This is a genomic window from Sphingopyxis sp., assembly GCF_025869345.1.
In the GTDB taxonomy this organism is placed as follows: domain Bacteria; phylum Pseudomonadota; class Alphaproteobacteria; order Sphingomonadales; family Sphingomonadaceae; genus Sphingopyxis.
Genome location: NZ_JAOZVW010000080.1, coordinates 1 through 17,772 on the forward strand (window position 1 = coordinate 1; position 17,772 = coordinate 17,772).

19 protein-coding genes are annotated in these 17,772 nt (G+C 66.7%); 8 read left to right on the forward strand and 11 right to left on the reverse strand.

Features of this window, described 5'->3' with window-relative positions; translation table 11 throughout:
• Positions 1-236, forward strand: a 236-nt coding sequence (locus tag OJI97_RS08760; protein ID WP_297662697.1) for a hypothetical protein, incomplete at its 5' end; no start/stop codon positions are given.
• Between the two features lie 66 nt (positions 237-302).
• Here the strand turns inward: OJI97_RS08760 and OJI97_RS08765 are convergent.
• The gene (locus tag OJI97_RS08765) at positions 303-1,526 is read right to left on the reverse strand and encodes an ATP-binding protein (RefSeq protein WP_297662698.1); all 1,224 of its coding nucleotides are present in this window, start codon (positions 1,524-1,526) and stop codon (positions 303-305) included.
• A 149-nt stretch (positions 1,527-1,675) separates the two neighbouring features.
• Between OJI97_RS08765 and OJI97_RS08770 the strand changes: the two genes are divergently transcribed.
• Both OJI97_RS08770 and OJI97_RS08775 read left to right on the forward strand, forming a co-directional pair.
• Entirely contained in the window at positions 1,676-2,089 is a 414-nt protein-coding gene (locus OJI97_RS08770; protein ID WP_297662700.1) for a hypothetical protein, read from the forward strand.
• Positions 2,090-2,138: 49 nt separating this feature from the next.
• A complete protein-coding gene (locus OJI97_RS08775; protein ID WP_297662702.1) occupies positions 2,139-3,140 on the forward strand; it encodes a fumarylacetoacetate hydrolase family protein in 1,002 nt (333 codons plus the stop codon).
• A gap of 53 nt (positions 3,141-3,193) precedes the next feature.
• On the opposite strand, the gene OJI97_RS08780 is transcribed toward OJI97_RS08775, so the two are convergent.
• From OJI97_RS08780 to OJI97_RS08810, 7 genes are all read right to left on the reverse strand, one after another.
• On the reverse strand, positions 3,194-4,240 hold the full coding sequence (locus tag OJI97_RS08780) for a type II secretion system F family protein (protein ID WP_297662704.1): 1,047 nt from the start codon (positions 4,238-4,240) through the stop codon (positions 3,194-3,196).
• Between the two features lie 10 nt (positions 4,241-4,250).
• Positions 4,251-5,222 carry a type II secretion system F family protein gene (locus OJI97_RS08785; protein WP_297662706.1) on the reverse strand — a complete coding sequence of 324 codons (972 nt, stop codon included), beginning with the start codon at positions 5,220-5,222 and terminating at the stop codon, positions 4,251-4,253.
• 70 nt (positions 5,223-5,292) lie between these two features.
• The gene (locus tag OJI97_RS08790; protein ID WP_297662708.1) at positions 5,293-6,570 is read right to left on the reverse strand and encodes a pilus assembly protein CpaE; all 1,278 of its coding nucleotides are present in this window, start codon (positions 6,568-6,570) and stop codon (positions 5,293-5,295) included.
• Positions 6,567-7,217 carry a CpaD family pilus assembly protein gene (locus OJI97_RS08795; RefSeq protein ID WP_297662709.1) on the reverse strand — a complete coding sequence of 217 codons (651 nt, stop codon included), beginning with the start codon at positions 7,215-7,217 and terminating at the stop codon, positions 6,567-6,569. Before OJI97_RS08795 ends, OJI97_RS08790 begins: the two co-directional genes overlap by 4 nt.
• A gap of 23 nt (positions 7,218-7,240) precedes the next feature.
• Entirely contained in the window at positions 7,241-8,791 is a 1,551-nt protein-coding gene (locus OJI97_RS08800) for a type II and III secretion system protein family protein (protein WP_297662710.1), read from the reverse strand.
• A gap of 1 nt (position 8,792) precedes the next feature.
• Entirely contained in the window at positions 8,793-9,830 is a 1,038-nt protein-coding gene (cpaB, locus tag OJI97_RS08805) for a Flp pilus assembly protein CpaB (RefSeq protein ID WP_297662711.1), read from the reverse strand.
• Positions 9,831-9,874: 44 nt separating this feature from the next.
• Positions 9,875-10,363, reverse strand: a complete 489-nt coding sequence (locus OJI97_RS08810; protein WP_297662713.1) for a prepilin peptidase — start codon at positions 10,361-10,363, stop codon at positions 9,875-9,877.
• Between the two features lie 90 nt (positions 10,364-10,453).
• On the opposite strand from OJI97_RS08810, the gene OJI97_RS08815 reads away from it, so the two are divergent.
• Both OJI97_RS08815 and OJI97_RS08820 read left to right on the forward strand, forming a co-directional pair.
• Positions 10,454-11,584, forward strand: a complete 1,131-nt coding sequence (locus OJI97_RS08815) for an FAD-binding oxidoreductase (RefSeq protein ID WP_297662715.1) — start codon at positions 10,454-10,456, stop codon at positions 11,582-11,584.
• A 91-nt stretch (positions 11,585-11,675) separates the two neighbouring features.
• Positions 11,676-11,852 carry a DUF1508 domain-containing protein gene (locus OJI97_RS08820; protein WP_105997898.1) on the forward strand — a complete coding sequence of 59 codons (177 nt, stop codon included), beginning with the start codon at positions 11,676-11,678 and terminating at the stop codon, positions 11,850-11,852.
• Between the two features lie 18 nt (positions 11,853-11,870).
• Here OJI97_RS08820 and rnhA read toward each other — a convergent pair whose 3' ends face one another.
• Genes rnhA through ispH form a run of 3 tightly spaced genes read right to left on the reverse strand, consistent with a single transcriptional unit; the run spans position 11,871 to position 14,256 of the window.
• Positions 11,871-12,323, reverse strand: a complete 453-nt coding sequence (gene rnhA, locus OJI97_RS08825; protein WP_297662719.1) for a ribonuclease HI — start codon at positions 12,321-12,323, stop codon at positions 11,871-11,873.
• Positions 12,320-13,282: a homoserine kinase gene (gene thrB, locus OJI97_RS08830; protein ID WP_297662721.1), complete on the reverse strand. Its 963-nt coding sequence runs from the start codon at positions 13,280-13,282 to the stop codon at positions 12,320-12,322. Before thrB ends, rnhA begins: the two co-directional genes overlap by 4 nt.
• Entirely contained in the window at positions 13,282-14,256 is a 975-nt protein-coding gene (gene ispH / locus OJI97_RS08835; RefSeq protein ID WP_297662723.1) for a 4-hydroxy-3-methylbut-2-enyl diphosphate reductase, read from the reverse strand. Before ispH ends, thrB begins: the two co-directional genes overlap by 1 nt.
• 160 nt (positions 14,257-14,416) lie before the next feature.
• Here ispH and OJI97_RS08840 point away from each other — a divergent pair, with 160 nt between their 5' ends.
• The 3 genes from OJI97_RS08840 (at position 14,417) to OJI97_RS08850 (ending at position 17,736) form a co-directional block, all read left to right on the forward strand.
• Positions 14,417-15,082, forward strand: a complete 666-nt coding sequence (locus tag OJI97_RS08840; RefSeq protein ID WP_297662724.1) for a hypothetical protein — start codon at positions 14,417-14,419, stop codon at positions 15,080-15,082.
• Between the two features lie 135 nt (positions 15,083-15,217).
• Positions 15,218-16,945, forward strand: a complete 1,728-nt coding sequence (gene argS / locus OJI97_RS08845; protein WP_297662726.1) for an arginine--tRNA ligase — start codon at positions 15,218-15,220, stop codon at positions 16,943-16,945.
• Complete coding sequence (locus tag OJI97_RS08850; RefSeq protein WP_297662728.1) at positions 16,945-17,736, forward strand: SPOR domain-containing protein; 792 nt, start codon at positions 16,945-16,947, stop codon at positions 17,734-17,736. Before argS ends, OJI97_RS08850 begins: the two co-directional genes overlap by 1 nt.
• Positions 17,737-17,772: the final 36 nt, after the last annotated feature.

Sequence of the window (17,772 nt, forward strand, 5' to 3'; positions counted from 1 at the left end):
GTCAGCCGACGCACGCCCTGGGTTCCCGCTTTCGCGGGAATGACGAAGGTGGGGAAACGGCAGCTCCCCACCCCAAAGCAGGCATTGGCTTCAAACAGGCCTTTCCTACATTATCCGGCTGTGCCAGCTTTCATCCGGTGGATAAAGCGGTCGTGGTCCAGCTTGCGGATGCGACACGGCGAGGTGCGCCGGGCGCGTTCAACATATCGCGAGATCCCGATCTGGCGATGCAATAGGCTGAACTTTCCTGAACTTTGGAAGGATGGCGCGGGCCTTCCCAATCAGACACCGCGCGTCCGATCCTAGTCCTCCGCCAGCGGGAAGGCCACCGAAACCCGCGTGCCCTTGCCTAGCTCGCTTTCGATGTCGAGCAGCCCCTGATGGCGCTCGCTGATATGCTTGACGATCGCGAGGCCCAGGCCGGTGCCGCCGACCGAGCGGCTGCGCGCCTCGTCGACGCGGTAGAAGCGCTCGGTCAGGCGCGGTAGGTGATCGGGGGCGATGCCGTCGCCCTCGTCGCTCACCGACAGGCGGACGCGCTGTCCTTCGCGGGCCAGTTCGACCGTCACCGGCGTGCCGGCGCGGCCATATTTCATGGCGTTCGAGATGATGTTGTGCGCGAGCTGGCCGAGTTGCGCTTCGTCGCCGAGCATCGGCTGCGGTTCGGTCCCGAATTGTGCCACGATGTCCTTGGGCCGCGCGGCCTCGCTGTCCTGCAATTGCGCGATCGTCCGGCGCACGATCGCGGCGAGATCGACCGGCGTCGTCGGACGGCGGAAGCGGTCGGCCTCGACCCGCGAGATCGACAATAGGTCGATGACGAGCTGTTGCATCCGCCCGGCTTCGCGTTCGATGATCGAAAGGAAGCGGTGGCGCATCGGGCCGTCGCCTTCGCCGTTCATGTCCTGCAACGTCTCGACATAGCCGAGAATGGCGGCGAGCGGCGTGCGCAACTCGTGGCTGGCGTTGGCGACGAAGTCCGACCGCATCCGGTCGGCGGCGTCGATCGCCGAGCGGTCGGACAGAAAGATGATCCGGTCGCCCCCCGACAAGGCCGCGACGCGCATCGTCCAGCGCTGCCCCGGGCGCGGAAAGTCGACGAGATTCAATGTTTCGAGCGGCACTTCGCCGCCGATGCGCGCCAGCCATTCGGTTGCGGCGGGATGACGGATCGCGGTGCGGACGTCGGCGCCGACGATGTGCCGGCCGAGCAGGCGGACGGCCGCGTCGTTGGCGATCGTCACGATGGTGCCGGCGACCCCGATCAGCGGCTCCTGTTCCTGATCGACCCAGAGCGCAAAATCGGGATGGCGCAGCAAGGAAAGCGGCGGCACTTCGGCGGGAAGGGCTGCCTGCGGTTCGGGAAGCGACGCGGGGAGCGCGGCATGGACCGCCGCTACACCGATGATGCCCGCCAGCGCGAGAATCGCGATGGTCAGCGCGTCGCCGCCGGCCAGCGCGGCAAAGATCGCCGCGACCGCGATCAATGTCAGGGCGGCGACAAGGCTCGAAAGGCGATCGAACATCGGCTCCGCGCCTCGCATGAAGCGCGGGTCCGCGCAAGGATGTTCGCAGCCGTTAACCCCCGTCCGGGACATGTCCCATTGCGGGAAGCGCGGCGATGGGTGCGGTGTTTCGCTTTTCCTGGCGGCTGCGTTGGGCTATGCGCTTCGCGATGGAAAATAGTGATATCCCGGCCGAAAATCCCGTTCAGGATGAAGAAGGCGTGCCGTCGCGGCGCCGGATGCTGGCGCTGGGCGCGGTCGGCGTGTCGGCGGCGCTGACGATCCGCCCCGCCTTTGCCCAGGCCGCGGTGTCGGTGATGAACTGCGAGATTCCGGTGCCGGGGCCGACCGGCGCCGGTCAATATATCGATGCGGGCGGCAGGCTGGTGCCGGCCGGGACCAAGGGCGCTTTCCCCGGCTCGCCGCGTCCCTTTACCGGCGAAGAGGTCAAGCGCGCGTTTCGCGGCCAGACGCTCCCCGGCGCTACCTACAATCAGTCGCAGGCGTATCTTCAATATATCCGGCGCTTGCAGGCGGGGCAGAGCGGCTTTACCTGTTTCGCATCGATCCAGATGCCGCGCTGATCGTCCCTGCTCCGGGCGATGACCGGCATCGCCAGACAAAGGGATATTTGTGAAACTAGCTTCGCTCAAAGCCGGCCGCGACGGGCGGCTGGTCGTCGTGTCGGACGATCTTGCCTGGTATGCCGATGCGGGCCAGATCGCCCCGACGATGCAATATGCGCTCGACAATTGGGCCTATGCCGCGCCGCGCCTCGCCGCGCTGGCCGAAGACCTCAATCACGATGCGATCCCCAAGGAGCGGTTTCACGAACGCGACGCCGCCTCTCCGCTGCCGCGCGCCTATCAATGGGCCGACGGCAGCGCCTATGTGAACCATGTCGCGCTGGTGCGGCAGGCGCGGGGGGCGGAGATGCCCGACAGCTTCTGGCACGACCCGCTGATGTATCAGGGCGGCAGCGATGCCTTTCTGGCGCCGCGCGACCCGATCCCGCTCGGCGATCCGGCCTGGGGTTGCGATATGGAGGCCGAGGTCGTCGTCGTCACCGGCGACGTGCCGGCGGGGATCGACCCGGTCGCGGCGCGCGCGCATATCCTGCTCGTCGGGCTGACCAACGACGTGTCGCTGCGCGGGCTGATCCCCGCCGAACTCGCCAAGGGGTTCGGCTTCTTCCAGTCGAAGCCGTCGAGCGCGATGTCGCCGGTGTTCGTGACGCCCGAGGCGCTCGGCGACCGCTGGCAGGGCGGCAAGCTGCACGGCGCGCTGTGCGTCGACCTTAACGGCCAGCCGCTCGGCCGCGCCGACGCGGGGGTCGACATGACCTTCGACTTCGGCCAGCTCATCGCGCACGCCGCGAAGACGCGCAATCTTGGCGCGGGAACGATCATCGGGTCGGGCACGGTCTCGAACCGCGATGCCGACGGCGGTCCGGGCAAGCCGATCGGCGAAGGCGGGCTCGGCTATTGCTGCCTCGCCGAGGTGCGGACGGTCGAGACCATTCGGCAGGGCGAACCGAAGACGCCCTTCATGCAGAAGGGCGACGTCGTGCGCATCTGGATGGACGACGAACGCCATCACAGCATCTTCGGCGCGATCGAACAGCAGGTCGGCTGATAGAAAAAGGGCGGGATCGCTCCCGCCCTTCGTCGTTGCATCGATCTTTGCGATCAGCCTTTTCCGCCGCCGAACCCGCCGCCCGACATCGCGTCGCTCAGCGAACAGGCCGCCGGGCCGAGGATGACGATGAACAGCACCGGCAGGATGAACAGGATCAGCGGCACGGTCATGATCGCGGGCAGGCGCGCGGCCTTTTCCTCGGCGCGCATCATGCGTTCGTTGCGGAATTCGGCCGACAGCACGCGGAGCGCGCTCGCCAGCGGCGTGCCGTATTTTTCGGTCTGGATCATGGTCGTGACCACACCCTTCACCGATTCCAGATTGACGCGATAGGCCAGATTTTCGAACGCCTGCCGGCGCTCGGTCAGGAAGCCGAGTTCGATCGAGGTCAGCGCGAATTCCTCGCCCAGTTCGGGATAGGCGCGGCCAAGCTCCTTGGCGACGCGCGCGAAGGCGGCATCGACGGTCAGACCCGCTTCGGCGCAGATCACGAGCAGATCGAGCGCGTCGGGCAGGCCCTTGCGGATCGCGTCGGTGCGCTTTTGCCGTTTGTTCTGCACGAACAGGTCGGGCGCCTTGTAACCAAGGATCAGCGCGGCCATCGTAAAGCCGGAACGCTTGAACGGCGTCATGTCGGGCCACATGTCGACCCAATAGATCAGAAAGGCGGCCAGCCCGCCGAACAGGATCGGCAGTACGAGACGGCCGAAGATGACGGTGACCGCGAGATCCTTGGACCGGATACCGGCCTGCGCCAGCTTTTGCTGAACCTCCTGGATCTGCCCTTCCTGCAAGACCTGCAACCGGCCGAGGAAGGTGCGCATCTTGTCGGCGGTCTGATTCTTGCGAACCAGCTTCGCGCGGCGCTTGGCGGTCGAAGCGGTGATCCCGGCCTTGAGCTGTTCGCGGCGGTCGTTGAGCGCCTTGACGCGCTTCGCCATCGGATTGCGGACGGTCAGCGCGCCATAGATGGCGAAGAGCACCGCGCCGACACCGACCGCGGCCAGCATCGTTGCCGCCCACACGACATCGACGCCCATCAGCGTCGGGCCGGGCTGTGCTCCGGAAAATGCGGCGAGGAGGAAATTGCTGTTCATCTGCCGCCCTTCAAATCTCGAAGCTGATCATTTTTTTCATGATGAAGGCGCCGATGCTCATCCAGATAAGCCCCCCGATTCCCGCGATGATCAGACGCTGTTCGGAGAAGAAGCCCGCAAGATAGGAGGGATTCATCGACCAGACGACGCCGAAGACGAAGAAGGGCAGGGCGCCGACGATATAGGCCGAGGCCTTGGCTTCCGACGACATGGCGCGGATTTTCAGCTTCATCTGCGCGCGCTTGCGCAACACGTCGGACAGGTTGGCGAGCGTTTCGGCCAGGTTGCCGCCGGTCTCGCGCTGGATCGCGATGGTGATGCAAAAGAACTGGAATTCGGGCGTGCCGATCATCTCGGCGGTTTCCTGAAGCGCGGCTTCCATCGTGTTGCCGATGCGGATTCGCTCGATCACGCCCTTGAATTCCTCGCCGACCGGGCCCGGCAATTCCTGGCTGACGACCTGAAAGGTTTCGGTGACGGGAAGGCCCGACTTCAAACCGCGAACGAGCAGGTCGATCGCGTCGGGAAAGCGGGTATTGAATTTCTGGACGCGCCTCGAGATCACTCTGCCGACAAAGGCGTGAGGCAGGCCGATGCCGGCCATCAATCCCGCCATCACGGCGAGCATGAAAGGCGTGCGCAGAACGAGCAATCCCCCGGTCGCGACGACGAACAGCCCCATGCACCAGAATATATATTGAGTGAGGTTCCAGCCCTTGCCGGTGCGGCGCAGGCGCTTTTCCATCAGGTCGCGGCGCGGCACCAGGTCGGAGAGGCTGCTTCCGCCCCGGCCGTCGACCGCCTGGATCGTCTTGCGCATCTGCGCCGCGACAACCGCCTCGGTCGATGCGGCATGGCGATCGCGCACCGACGCCAGCCGGCGGCTTTTCGCCTTGCCGGCCGACGGGCCCGCAAAGGCGAGAGCCAGCATGGCAAGCACCATGACGGCGGCGGTAACGATCAGGATCATTTGCAGGTTCATGATGGCCCTTTTGTCCGCTTCCTGCCTGGAAGATCGCGGCGGCCGGGAAGGCCCGGCCGCCGCGATGCCCTTATTTCGCGCCCTTTTTTGCGACCAGCGTGCCGAGGCCGCCGAGCTTGCCGAGCAGCGAGCCGCCGGCCGGTTTCGCTTTGCCGGTCGCGGCCGCTTCCTCGTTGCTTTCGTCGGCGCCGTCGATGACGATGCGCATCAGGCTGGACCAGGCCTGGGCGCCCTTGGTGCCCTTGCAGATTTCGGCATAGGATTTGCCGAGCTTCGCGGCCTGGCTGACCAGCTTGGGGTCGAACGGAATCGTGATGTCGATCGGACGTTCGATCGACGATTCGAATTCCTTGCGCGACAATTCGCCGACGGCATTCTGATATTTGTTCGCGGCCAGGATCACCCGCGCGCCCGGCACGTGATGTTTGAACCACGAGAGGAGGCGGATGGTGTCGCGCGCCGAGGCGAGCGTCACGTCGCTGACGAGCAGGATCGTGCCCGCTTCCTGCACCAGGTGCGGAAAGGGGATCAGGACGTGGCGCGGAATGTCGACGATCGTCATTTCGAACGCGCCGCGCAATTCCTCTTCGAGCTGGAAGAAGGCCGACCCGTCTGTCATCACCGGCTGATGGATCGGCGCCTCCGCCGACAGCAGGCTGAGCTTGTCGGAGGCACGCACCATCGCGCGTTCGATGAACAGGCCGTCGATACGGCTGGGGTTGTCGATCGCGTCGATCAGCCCGCGGCCAGGCTCCAGGTCGAGCGTCAGCGCGCCGGTTCCGAAATGCACGTCGAGGTCGAGCAACGCCGTCTGCCGGCCGCCCTGTTCGCTCATCACCCACGCCAGCGACGTCGATACCAGCGACGCGCCGACCCCGCCGCGCACGCCGACGACCGCCGTCATGTGGTGCGGCTTGTCGTCGTGCATGTCGGCATGTTTCGGCGCCGACAGCATCGCCTGCGCCATGGTGAAGCTTTCACGCACCTGGTCGAGCGAAAGCGGCTTGAGCAGATAATCCTGGATGCCGCTCGACAAAAGGTCGCGGTACAGGCGAACGTCGTTCACCTGACCCGCCGCGATCACCACCGTGCCCGGTTCGCAGACTTCGGCGAGTGCGTTGATGTCGTTGATCGGATCTCCCGATTCGGACATGTCGACAAACAGGATGTTCGGGCTTGCCGACACCGAAAGCGACTGGACGGCATTGCGCAGCCCGCCCTTGTTGCACTTCTCGATCGGCCAGCCCAGATCGGCGGCGGCGACGCGGATCAACTCCAGCGTATCGTCGTCGCAGACGAAGGCGTTGAACGGATCGCGCAGCCCGGCTGCTTTGAAAGGAGCGTTCACTGGCCGCCTCCGCTGTTGCTCGTTGCCGTCTCCTTGAGTTGACCGGCACCCGTCTGGGGCTTTTCACGATAGGTCTTGATCGCGCGCGTCGCCGCGTTGGGATCGTTGACCGTGGCCCGGTTGCCCTTGATCAGGTCATTCGGGTCGGCGACCATCGCCGCGAGATTGCTGTTCGTCGCGCAGCCATAGTTGGACGAGGTCGCGTTGGTCGGATTGATCGACGACCGGCTCGACCAGTCTGGGCAACCCGGCACATGCGCCGATGCGCGCGTCACGATGACGCGAACATAGCCGGGCGGCACCGCGCCGGTCGTCACCGGAACGTCGGAACTCAGCAGCAGGCCGCGACGCTCGACCATCGCGCGGATCGTCGCCTGCGCTTCGCCCGCGCCGTAAACCGACGGGTCCTCGATCGACACGCGGTCGCCATAGCGAACGCCCATCGCGTCGAGCCATCCCTGGAGACGGCCCTGTTCGCTCGGCACCAGGTCGCCGCTGTCGACGGCGACGTCGAACTGGTGGATGCTGTTGCGGACCACCGGCTGGTGGATCGATTCCAGGCTGTGGTTGCTGTTTGCCGCTCCCGTGCAGCCCGTCAGCGACGTTGCCAGTGCCAGGGCGGCGGTCCAAGTTGCAATTCTGCTCATCACTCTGCTCCCCAAAACCAGCGTCATTTCTTGTTCAGGCTAAAGCCCGGCGCGACATCTGCGCCGCCCCGCGCGCGATCCGCATCGCCGACCGTCGTGTCGAGCGTCGGCTTCGGCCGGTCGCCGCCGGTCACGCCGTCGCTCGTCTGATTGAGCAGCAGGCGCTGGAGGTCGTTGGCGTCCTGATAGGCGTCGGTCGGCAGCTTGATCTCGTTCGCCGACACCGGCTGAACCAGATAAGGCGTGACGACGATGACGAGTTCGGTCTCGCCGCGGCGGAAGCTGTCCGACTTGAATAGCGTGCCGAGGATCGGCACGTCGCCGAGGCCCGGAATCTTGTCGATCGCGCCGATCGAGCGGTTGTTCATCAGGCCCGCGATCATGAAGCTTTCGCCCGAACCCAGTTCGACCGTCGTTTCCGCGCGGCGGATGGTGAGCGCCGGGATCTGGAACCCCTGCATCTCGATCGCGCCTTCGGTCGACAGTTCCGACACTTCGGGGCGGACGCGCAGGCTGATGCGGCCGTTCGACAGCACCGTCGGCGTATAGGCGAGGCTGACGCCATATTTGCGATATTCGATCGTCGTGCCGGCGAAATTGCCGGGGATCGGGATCGGGAATTCGCCGCCCGCCAAAAAGTCGGCCGTCTCGCCTGAAATCGCGGTCAGGTTGGGCTGCGCCAGCGTCGCGACCATGCCCGATCGTTCGCCAAGGTCGAGCGACGCCATCAGGTCGAGCCCGAACAGACGACCCGCGCCGGCAAGGCTGCTGGTGCCGGCGGGCGTGGTGAACTGATATTGCGTGCCCAACGTGGTGCTCGTGATCGGCAGGCCGGTCCGTGGATCATAGGGCCGCGGCACAGGGCTGCCGGGAAAGACCGCCGTCGGCGCGGGGATGTCGGAGATCGTGCCCGGCGACCGGCCACGGAAAATGCCGCCCAGGAAGCCGCCCGTCATGTCGCGGGTCAGCAGATTGCCGCTGATCTCCTTGACCAGCGAGCGATTCACTTCGGCGATGCGGACCTGCAGATTGACCTGCAGCGGCGTCGCCGTACGCAGGCGTGAAAGCACCTTGGTCTGCTCGCCGACGAACGCCTGGACCAGCCGTTCGGCCTCGGCGGCGTCGTCGGGCGACGCGACCGTGCCGGTGAGCAGCACGAAGCCGTTCATCGTGTTCGAGGTGATCTTTGCATCGGGCATCGCCAGCGTCAGCATCTGGTCGATCGTCTCGATATTGTTGCCGACGCGGGCGACGGTCGAATAGACGACCCGGCCGCTGGCGTCGGTCGCATAGATGCTCGTTTCGCCCGGCGCCTTGCCGAAGACATACAGCTGGCGGCCCGAGCGGACCTGGACGTCGGCGACCTTGTCGTCGGCGACGAAGACGTCGGTCATCGGCGCCGACAGGCTGACCAGGCGGCCGCGGCCGACCGACAGGTCGATGCTGCTGCTGGCATTCTGCGTCGCCTGGGCCGAAGCCTGCTGCGTCGGGGCGGAGATCAGGGTCGCCGCGACCAGGCCGATCGCCAGGGTGCGGGCGAGCGCGGCCGCCTTGAAACGGGTTTTGCTGGTCATCTTACTTACCCCCAACCGGAACTTCGGTCATCTTGTCGCCGCGGGTTACGCGAACCACGGGACCCCGCGGCGCCGCGGGGGCGCCCATCGCCGCCGGCGTGCTGCCGCCAAAGGACTGCTGTTGCGGCTGCTGGCGCGGGGCCGACACGCGGCCGCTCACCGGAACCCAGAAGCGCGAGACATCGCCGCCCGTGGTGGCCGAGCTTTTGTTCGCGGTCGGCCGCGCGGCGGCTTCGGCGAGCATCTTCTTTTCGGCGGCGGTGCCGCCGCCGGCCGGGACGTTGACTTCGCCCGACGCGATCGCCGCTTCCAGGTCGCCGCTGTTTTCGGCGAGCGGACGGAGCGCGAGCGACAGCTTGCCCATATTCTGCGCGACGGCGATCTTCTCGGCGATCTCCGGCGTCGCTTCGAGCGTCACAGAGCCGAAGGTGCGGACCGGCGTCTTGCCGGTTTCATCCTCGGCATCGTAGCGCTGGTCGGTCGCAAGGACGCGAACGTTGCGGACGATCGTCTCGGCCGTATAGAGTTCGTCGTCGGGATAGGCGCTGCCTTCCTTGACCTTGAGCTCCTGTGCCAGAACCACGTCGACGCGGTCGCCCGGGAAGACGAAGCCGGCGACGCCCTGTTCCTGCGAGACCTTGACCGTCACGGCGCGCATCCCCGGCCCGAGCGCCGCGGCGAGGAAGCCGCGGTCGTCGGGATGGACGAGCGCGCCCTGCGTCAGCGGCTGACCGGCGGTGATCGGATAGCGCACCACGGTGCCGACCAGCGTCTGGACGTCGGTCTTTTCCTTCAGGAAATAGGCCTTCTCGACCAGCTCCTTCGGCCAGGGCTGAAAGCGGAAGCTGTCGGGACCGATGATCGTGCCGGTCGGCAGCTGCCGGGTCGCGACCAATATCATGGGTCCGTTGATTTCCGGCGCAGCGGCCGCCCGTGCGGTCGGCGTCGACGCGCCGCGCATCATCTGATTGACCCCGAACGCAGCCCCGATCGCAATGACCAGCGCGCCGACGATCAGCATAATCTTTCGTGTATCCACGATTTTCGCCTCCTACGCCGAACCAGAGATGGTGGCGCTTGCCCTCAACTCGATGCGATAGACTGAAACTGGTTAAGATAGTGTTGGTGAAGCGCCCAAAGGCCGGCGATTGCGATCGCAACGCCGTAGGGAACCTCTATCGCCTTGTCCGAAGGCCGTATTTTCGACTGGATCAGCATGACGGCCGACAGGACGCCTCCGCCGATCGCCATGACGGTCAGCATCGGAACGAACAGCGGCAGCGGAATCCACAGCATGACCGCGCCGATCATCTTGACGTCGCCGCCGCCCATCGCGCCGATCGCGAACAGCCCGGCAAAGAGCAGAAAGACGCCGAAGGCGGCCGCGAACTGAAGCGCAATATCGGGCCAGACCGGCCACCCCGCCGCGATCCAGAAGGGGATGGCGAGTAACGCCATCGCCGCGTTGAGACCGTTGGAGATGGTGCGCGAACGCAGGTCGCTGACTGCCGCGGCGATCATCAGCACGCCGAGAAGAGCTATCAGGCCAAGGGAAATCGAGCCGCTTTGCATCGGCTTTCCTTTACGCATCATGGCTTACCAAAGAGTAACCATATCCCCCGCGCGGGTTGCATTCCGGCGCGCAGCCGATATGCGGCGGCGATGACCGATGCGCTGCCTTCCTCGACCGACGTGTTGATCGTCGGCGCGGGCATCGCGGGTGCTGGCCTCGCGGCGATGCTGGCGCCTCATCGCCGCGTCATGATGATCGAGGCCGAGGATGTTCCCGGCTATCACGCGACCGGGCGGTCGGCGGCCTTTTGGCAGGAAACCTATGGCGGGCCCGGTGTCCAGCCGCTGTCGATCGCGTCGTTCGAGACATTGCAGGCGCCGCCGCGCGAATTTTCGGCGCGCGGTTTTCTGTCGCCGCGGACGGCCATCAACCTCGCTCGGCGCGGGGATGCCGCCGCGGTCGATACCTTCGTCGCCGGCTTTGCCGCTCAGGCCGTGCCGATGGAGCGGATGTCGGCGGCCGAGATCGCGCGCCTTGTTCCGGGAATCCGGTGCGAATGGAGCGAGGCTGCCTTCGAGGCATCGTGCAGCGATATCGACGTCGGCGGGCTTCACGCCGCCTATCTGCGCGCGGCCCGGCGCGCGGGCGCGATGCTGGCGACGCGCGCTCGTCTGACCGGCGCGCGCCGCACCGGCGCGGGGTGGGAGGTCCGCCTGGGGGACGAGACCGTCCACGCGAAGCTGATCGTCAACGCCGCCGGGGCCTGGGCCGACCGGGTCGCCGAAGCGTGCGGCGCCGCGCCGCTGGGCATTCAGCCCTATCGGCGAACCGTCATTCAACTTCGGCTCGACTATCCGGTGCCCGCCAGCCTGCCGCTGGTGATCGACATCGGCGGAAATTTCTATTTCAAGGGCGAAAGCGAAGGGCGGATCTGGCTCAGCCCGCATGACGAAACGCCGTCGCCGCCCTGCGACGCGGCGCCCGAAGAGCTGGATGTCGCGCTGGCGATCGAGCGGCTGCGGCAGGTCGTCGACTGGCCGATTGCGGCGGTCGAGCGGAAATGGGCGGGCCTGCGCAGTTTTGCGCCCGACCGCTTGCCCATCTTCGGCGCCGATCCTCACGTTCCCGGTTTCGTCTGGTGCGCGGGGCAGGGCGGGTTCGGGATTCAGACCTCGCCGGCGATCTCCGCGCTGCTCGCGGCCGAGCTCGGCGCAGCCGCGCCGGAGGGCGCGATAGGGCGTGTCGATCCGGCGCCCTATGCCCCATCGCGGTTCGCCTGAGCCGCATCTAGCCGCTTGCGCGGCGAGATGGGTGGATTACCATGGGCTTAGCCGCGCCACCCCCGTCGCGGCCTGACCTGTGGAGGATGGCATGGCCCATTATTTCGAGATCAAGAAGAACAAGAAGGGCGAATTTGTCGCCTATTTCAAATATAATAGCGAATCCATCTTCTGGACCGAAGGCTATAGCAGCAAAGCTTCGGCGAAGAACGCCATCGAGTCGATCCTCAAGAACGGGCCGGGCGCCGAAGTCCGCGAAGCCGAATAACAGCGAGGGCGCGGGCGTTCAGCGCGCCCGCGCCACCTCCAGCGCCGCATCGCTCGCCAGCTTGTCGGCCAGTTCATTGTCGCCGTGCCCGGCATGGCCCTTGACCCACAGCCATTCGATGTCGTGCCGCGCCGCCTCGGCGACGAGCCGCTGCCACAGATCGGCGTTGGCGACCGGCTTCTTCGCCGCGGTCTTCCAGCCGTTGCGCTGCCAGCCGTGCACCCATTTGGTGATGCCGTCGCGGACATAGATGCTGTCGGTCGACAGTTCGACCTGGCAGCGCCGCTTGAGCGCGGCGAGCGCTTCGATCGCGGCCATCAATTCCATGCGGTTGTTCGTCGTGTCGCGCTCGCCGCCCGCCAGCGTCTTGACCACATCGCCCCAGCGCAGCACCGCGCCCCAGCCCCCCGGGCCGGGATTGCCCTTGCACGCGCCGTCGGTGGCGACGATCACCGTCCTGCCTGCGGTCATGCGGCGGCGAACAGGCTGGCCGCGTCGTCGGCACGATAGCGGCGCAGGCGGGCGAGGAAAGGTGCCGGGTCCTTGCGCATGACGAGCGCGTCGGCGGGTGTGTGCACCCAGTCGTGCGCGCGGGTCAGCAGGAAGCGCAGCGCCGCGCCGCGCGCGAGCAGCGGCAGCGCGGCGATTTCCGCTTCGCTCAGCGCGATCTCGCGCGCATAGCCGCGCATCAGCGCCTGCGCGCGGGCTGGGTCGCAATGGCTGCCGTCGTCCGAAAAGGTCCACGACGCATGGGTGACCGCGAGGTCATAGGCGCGAAAGTCGCTCGCCGCGAAATAGAAGTCGATGAGTCCGGTCACCGTTTCGCCGAGCATCAGCACATTGTCGGGGAAGAGGTCGGCGTGGATGACGTGCGCGGGAAGCTCCGCGGGCCAGTTCGCGTCGAGAAAGGCGAGCTCCGCTTCGACGATATCCTGCAATCCCGAAATCACCGCGTCGAGGTCGCCGGTCGCATCGGCGATCGCGCGCCAGTGGCGGTGGCCCATGCTGTTCTCGCGCCCGCCGGGAAAATCGGCGGCGGCTCGGTGCATCGCGCCGAGCGCCGCGCCGACCGCTTCGCACTGGCCCGCCGTCGGATGGCTCGGCGATATGCCCGACAGAAACTGGATGATGCAGGCGGCGCGCCCCGCGATCTGCTGGATCGCGATGCCTTCGCGGTCGTGGATCATCGCCGGAACCGGGCAATCGCGGCCCGCGAGATGGTCGAGCAGATCGACGAAGAAGGGCAGATCGCCGACCTGCACCCGCTTTTCATAAAGGGTCAGGATGAAGCGCCCGCCGCTCGTTTCGAGCAGGTAATTGCTGTTCTCGACCCCTTCGGCGATGCCCTTGCACGACCGGACGGTGCCGATGTCGTAGCGGGAAACAAGGGTCGCGAGGTCGTCGGGATCGACGTGCGTATAGACCGCCATCAATCGGCCACCGGATCGAGCCCGCGCGGCAGCTTGAACACCATATTCTCCTCGGCGGTCACCACGACGTCCTCGATGATCGGGCGGTGCGCGGCGACGGCGTCGATAACCTCGCGGACCAGCGTTTCGGGCGCGCTGGCGCCTGCGGTGATGCCGAGCGTGGCGATGTCCGTCAGCCAGGCGGGATCGATGTCGCTGCCGCGCTGAACGAGATGCGCCGGGGTGCCCAGCCGCTCGGCGACCTCGACGAGGCGCAGGCTGTTCGAGCTGTTGGGCGCGCCGATCACGATCATCCGGTCGCAGCGCTGCGCGATCGCCTTCACCGCGTCCTGCCGGTTCGATGTCGCGTAGCAGATATCTTCGCCGCGCGGTCCGGCGATCGACGGGAAACGATGCTGGAGCGCCGCGACGATGTCGCGCGTGTCGTCGACCGACAGCGTCGTCTGGGTCAGGAAGGACAGCATGTCGGGATCGGGCGGCGCCAGCGCGGCGACATCGTCGACCGATTCGACCAGGGTCATCGCACCCTCGGGCAATTGGCCAAGCGTTCCGATTACCTCGGGATGGCCGGCGTGGCCGATGAAGATGATGTGGCGGCCGCTCTCGTTCGCGCGTTCGGCCTGGCGATGCACCTTCGAGACCAGCGGGCAGGTCGCGTCGATATAGTCGAGCCCCCGCGCCTCGGCCTTGGCGGGCACCGCTTTGGGTACGCCGTGGGCGCTGAACACGACCGGAACGCCGTCGGGAACCTGATCGAGCGATTCGACGAAAATCGCGCCCTTGGCCTTCAGCGATTCCACGACATAGCGGTTGTGGACGATTTCGTGGCGGACATAGACCGGCGCGCCGAAGCGGATCAGCGCCAGTTCGACGATGCGGATCGCCCGGTCCACCCCGGCGCAAAAGCCGCGCGGTGCCGCGATCAGGACCGCAAGTTCGGCGCTTTCCTGCGCGATCGGTTGGGGAGCGTTCATGATCCGCGCGCTCTAGCCTAGCTCGGTATATGCGGTAAAGCAGGTTCGTCCGTGTTGCGCCTCGTTCATCGCACCGATAAGAAGCGGCGCGCATGGAACGTCGGACAGCCGGTTCGTCGGACCTGCCAGAGATTTGGAAAGCCCGGTTTCTATGATGTTCATGTCCTCTTCGTCCCGCAAACTCGTCGCCATGTTGTGCGGGGGCGCGGCCCTGGCGACGATAGCCGGGTGCGCGAAGGACAATGACATCGACGTGTCGGCGGGCGGTGCGGGCATCACCGCGACGCGCAGCACCTGTCCGGCGGTCGCCGTCCCGGCCTATACGGGCGACATCACCCTGTTCGACCCGGCGACCAGCCGCGACGCGCGGGCGATCGACGTCGTCGCTACGATCACCAACGTCACGCCGCAATGCAACGATGAGGGCGAGAAGGTCTATCAGCTCGCCAATTTCGACGTCGTGGCGACGCGCCGCGACGCGGGCCCCGCGCGCACCGTGACCTTGCCCTATTTCTCGACCGTGGTGCAGGGCGGCACCGCGGTCATCGCCAAGCGCGTCGGCCAGGTTACGGTCAGCTTTGCCGAAGGTCAGCTGCGCGGCACCGGGCACGGCGAGGCCGCCGCCTATGTTGATCGCGCGGCGGCGACGCTGCCCGCCGACATCCGCGAACGCATCACGCGCAAGCGCAAGGCGGGCGAGGAGGATGCCGCGATCGACCCGCTGAGCATCCCGGAAGTTCGCGCCGCGGTGCAGCGCGCCAGCTTTGAACTGCTCGTCGGCTTCCAGCTCACGCAGGACCAGCTCGAATATAACGTCCGACGATAAGGTCGGCGGCGGCGCACCCGCGCCGTTCGCTTTCGTTCATGCCCTGCCGCGCCGACGCGAGGCAGGGCTTTTCGCGTGCCCAAAGCTGCGTTAGGGCGCGCGCGACTGTTTTCTTCGCTTCAAGATAGGCCCGCCGTGACCCTGTTCAGCCGTTTTTCCGCCCATATCGACGCCGCGCTCGATGCGCTGGAGGCGCGCGACGCGCTTCCCGCCGGGCTCGACCGGAGCGCGATCAGCGTCGAGCCGCCGCGCGATCCCTCGCACGGCGACGTCGCCACCAACGCTGCGATGGTGCTCGCCAAGCCCGCGCGCACCAATCCGCGCGCGCTCGCCGAACAGCTTGTCGCCGAACTCGGCGCGCTGGCCGAGGTGACCGAAGCGAGCGTCGCCGGGCCCGGCTTCATCAACCTGCGCCTTGCCGACGACAGCTGGCGGAGCGAGCTCGCGCTGATCCATGCCGAGGGCGGCGATTACGGCCGCTCGGCGATGGGCGAGGGGCGGCGGGTCAATGTCGAATATGTTTCGGCGAATCCGACCGGACCGATGCACGTCGGCCATTGCCGCGGCGCGGTCGTCGGCGATGCGCTCGCCGCGCTGCTCGAATATGCGGGGCACCGGGTCACCCGCGAATATTATGTCAACGACGCCGGGGCGCAGGTCGACGTGCTCGCGCGCTCGGTCCACATGCGCTACCGCGAGGCGCTGGGCGAGGCCGTCGGGGCGATCCCCGAGGGGCTCTATCCCGGCGACTATCTGAAGCCCGTCGCCGCGAAGCTCGCCGCCGAATATGGCGACCGCTACGCCGCCGCGCCCGAAAGCGCATGGCTCGGTCTGTTCCGCGCCGAGGCGGTCAGCGCGATGATGGACATGATCCGCGCCGACCTCGCCAAGCTCGGCATCCATCACGATCTCTTCTCGTCCGAAGCGGAGCTTCAGGCGGAGGGCAAACCCGCCGCCGCCGAAAAATGGCTGCGCGATCACGATCTGGTCTACGATGGTCAGCTCGAAGCCCCGAAGGGCGAGACGCCCGAGGATTGGGAGCCGGTCGAACTGCCGCTGTTCCGTTCGACCGAGTTCGGCGACGATCAGGATCGGCCGATCAAGAAATCGGACGGAAGCTGGACCTATTTCGGCGCCGACCTCGCCTATCATTACCAGAAGGCGCAGGACGCCGACGAGCTGATCGACATCTGGGGCGCCGACCATGCGGGGACGGTCAAGCGGATCAAGGCCGCGGTCGCGGCGCTGACCGGCGGCAAGACGCGTTTCGACGTCAAGCTGGTGCAGATGGTCCGGTTGCTCAAGAATGGCGAGCCGTTCAAAATGTCGAAGCGCGCGGGCAATTTCGTCACCCTCGCCGATATCGTCGACGAGGTCGGCAAGGATGCGGTGCGCTTCACCATGCTGACGCGCAAGGCCGATGCCCAGATGGATTTCGATTTCGCCAAGGTCGTCGAGGCATCGCGCGACAATCCGGTCTTCTATGTCCAATATGCCCATGCGCGGATCGCGTCGCTGAAGCGCAAGCTCGCCGAGGCCGGCGTTGCGGCGGCGGCGCCGGACCCGGCGCGGCTCGACGACTATGAACTCGGCCTCGTCAAGCTGCTCGCGCAATTCCCGCGTATCGTCGAGGCGGCGGCATCGGCGCGCGAGCCGCACCGTATCGCCTTCTACCTCGGCGACCTCGCCGCGGCGTTCCATGCCTGGTGGAACATGGGTAACGACCGGCCCGAAGCGCGTGTCATTTTGGCAAACGACCCCGAACTGACCGCGACGCGGCTTTATTTGGCCGACGGAATCGGGCAGGTTATCCGCAACGGGCTCCACCTGATGGGAGTGGAAGCCCTTGAGGAGATGAGCTGATGGCGGACGGTAAGGGCGAAACGGGGGCCGGCGAGGGCCTGGGGCTCGAAGACGACGACCGCCTGCCGTGGCTCGAAGCCGCCGACGGCTATGAAGAAGATGGCGAAGTGTCGCCGGTCCGCCTGCTGGTGATGGTGCTCGGCGGGCTGCTGCTGATCGGTGCGGTGCTCGGCGCGCTCTGGTGGCTTCAGAACGGCGGCGCGCGCGGGCAGGGCGAACTGATCGCGGCGCAGCAGGGCGATTACAAGGTCGCGCCGAAGACCGACGGCGCCAAGACCTTCGAGGGCGAGGGCGCCGCGAGCTTCGCCGCGACCGAGGGCGCGGTTCCGGCGGGCAAGGTCGATCCGACGCGGATGCCCGAGGAGCCCGCGGTGACCCCGGCCGAGCGCGAAGCCGCCGCCCGGGCCGAAAAGGCGAAGGCCGACAGCGAAAAGGCGGCCGCGGCAAAGGCCGAGGCGGCGCGCATCGCCGCCGCCGACAAGGGCAAGCCGGGACCCGCCGCCATGTCGGTCAAGACCGGCGATACAGCGGCGGCGGACAAGGCGCAGGCGGGCGGTTCGGCGACGATCCAGCTCGGCGCGTTCAGCAGCGAAGCCGCGGCGGCGAAGGCGTGGACCAATTTGTCGAAGCGCTTTCCCTATCTGGCCGGCCTCGGCAAATCGGTGTCGCCGGCGACGGCGGGGGGCAAGACCGTCTATCGGCTCCGCGCCGCGGCGGGGACGGCCGCCAACGCGGCGTCGCTTTGCGGAAAATTGCGCGTCGCGGGTGAAAATTGCGTCGTCGTCCGCTGATTCGGCCCGCTTGGCCGCAGAGGACATTGGTTCGCT

What these genes read in the sequence shown, in the direction of transcription:
- ispH (WP_297662723.1), bottom strand. Translation starts at nt 14,256, where the DNA reads ATGAACGCTCCCCAACCGATCGCGCAGGAAAGCGCCGAACTTGCGGTC.
- OJI97_RS08780 (WP_297662704.1), bottom strand. Translation starts at nt 4,240, where the DNA reads ATGAACAGCAATTTCCTCCTCGCCGCATTTTCCGGAGCACAGCCCGGC.
- OJI97_RS08795 (WP_297662709.1), bottom strand. Translation starts at nt 7,217, where the DNA reads ATGAGCAGAATTGCAACTTGGACCGCCGCCCTGGCACTGGCAACGTCG.
- thrB (WP_297662721.1), bottom strand. Translation starts at nt 13,282, where the DNA reads ATGGCGGTCTATACGCACGTCGATCCCGACGACCTCGCGACCCTTGTT.
- OJI97_RS08810 (WP_297662713.1), bottom strand. Translation starts at nt 10,363, where the DNA reads ATGCAAAGCGGCTCGATTTCCCTTGGCCTGATAGCTCTTCTCGGCGTG.
- OJI97_RS08765 (WP_297662698.1), bottom strand. Translation starts at nt 1,526, where the DNA reads ATGTTCGATCGCCTTTCGAGCCTTGTCGCCGCCCTGACATTGATCGCG.
- OJI97_RS08800 (WP_297662710.1), bottom strand. Translation starts at nt 8,791, where the DNA reads ATGACCAGCAAAACCCGTTTCAAGGCGGCCGCGCTCGCCCGCACCCTG.
- OJI97_RS08820 (WP_105997898.1), top strand. Translation starts at nt 11,676, where the DNA reads ATGGCCCATTATTTCGAGATCAAGAAGAACAAGAAGGGCGAATTTGTC.
- OJI97_RS08850 (WP_297662728.1), top strand. Translation starts at nt 16,945, where the DNA reads ATGGCGGACGGTAAGGGCGAAACGGGGGCCGGCGAGGGCCTGGGGCTC.
- OJI97_RS08840 (WP_297662724.1), top strand. Translation starts at nt 14,417, where the DNA reads ATGTCCTCTTCGTCCCGCAAACTCGTCGCCATGTTGTGCGGGGGCGCG.
- rnhA (WP_297662719.1), bottom strand. Translation starts at nt 12,323, where the DNA reads ATGACCGCAGGCAGGACGGTGATCGTCGCCACCGACGGCGCGTGCAAG.
- OJI97_RS08770 (WP_297662700.1), top strand. Translation starts at nt 1,676, where the DNA reads ATGGAAAATAGTGATATCCCGGCCGAAAATCCCGTTCAGGATGAAGAA.
- OJI97_RS08785 (WP_297662706.1), bottom strand. Translation starts at nt 5,222, where the DNA reads ATGAACCTGCAAATGATCCTGATCGTTACCGCCGCCGTCATGGTGCTT.
- OJI97_RS08815 (WP_297662715.1), top strand. Translation starts at nt 10,454, where the DNA reads ATGACCGATGCGCTGCCTTCCTCGACCGACGTGTTGATCGTCGGCGCG.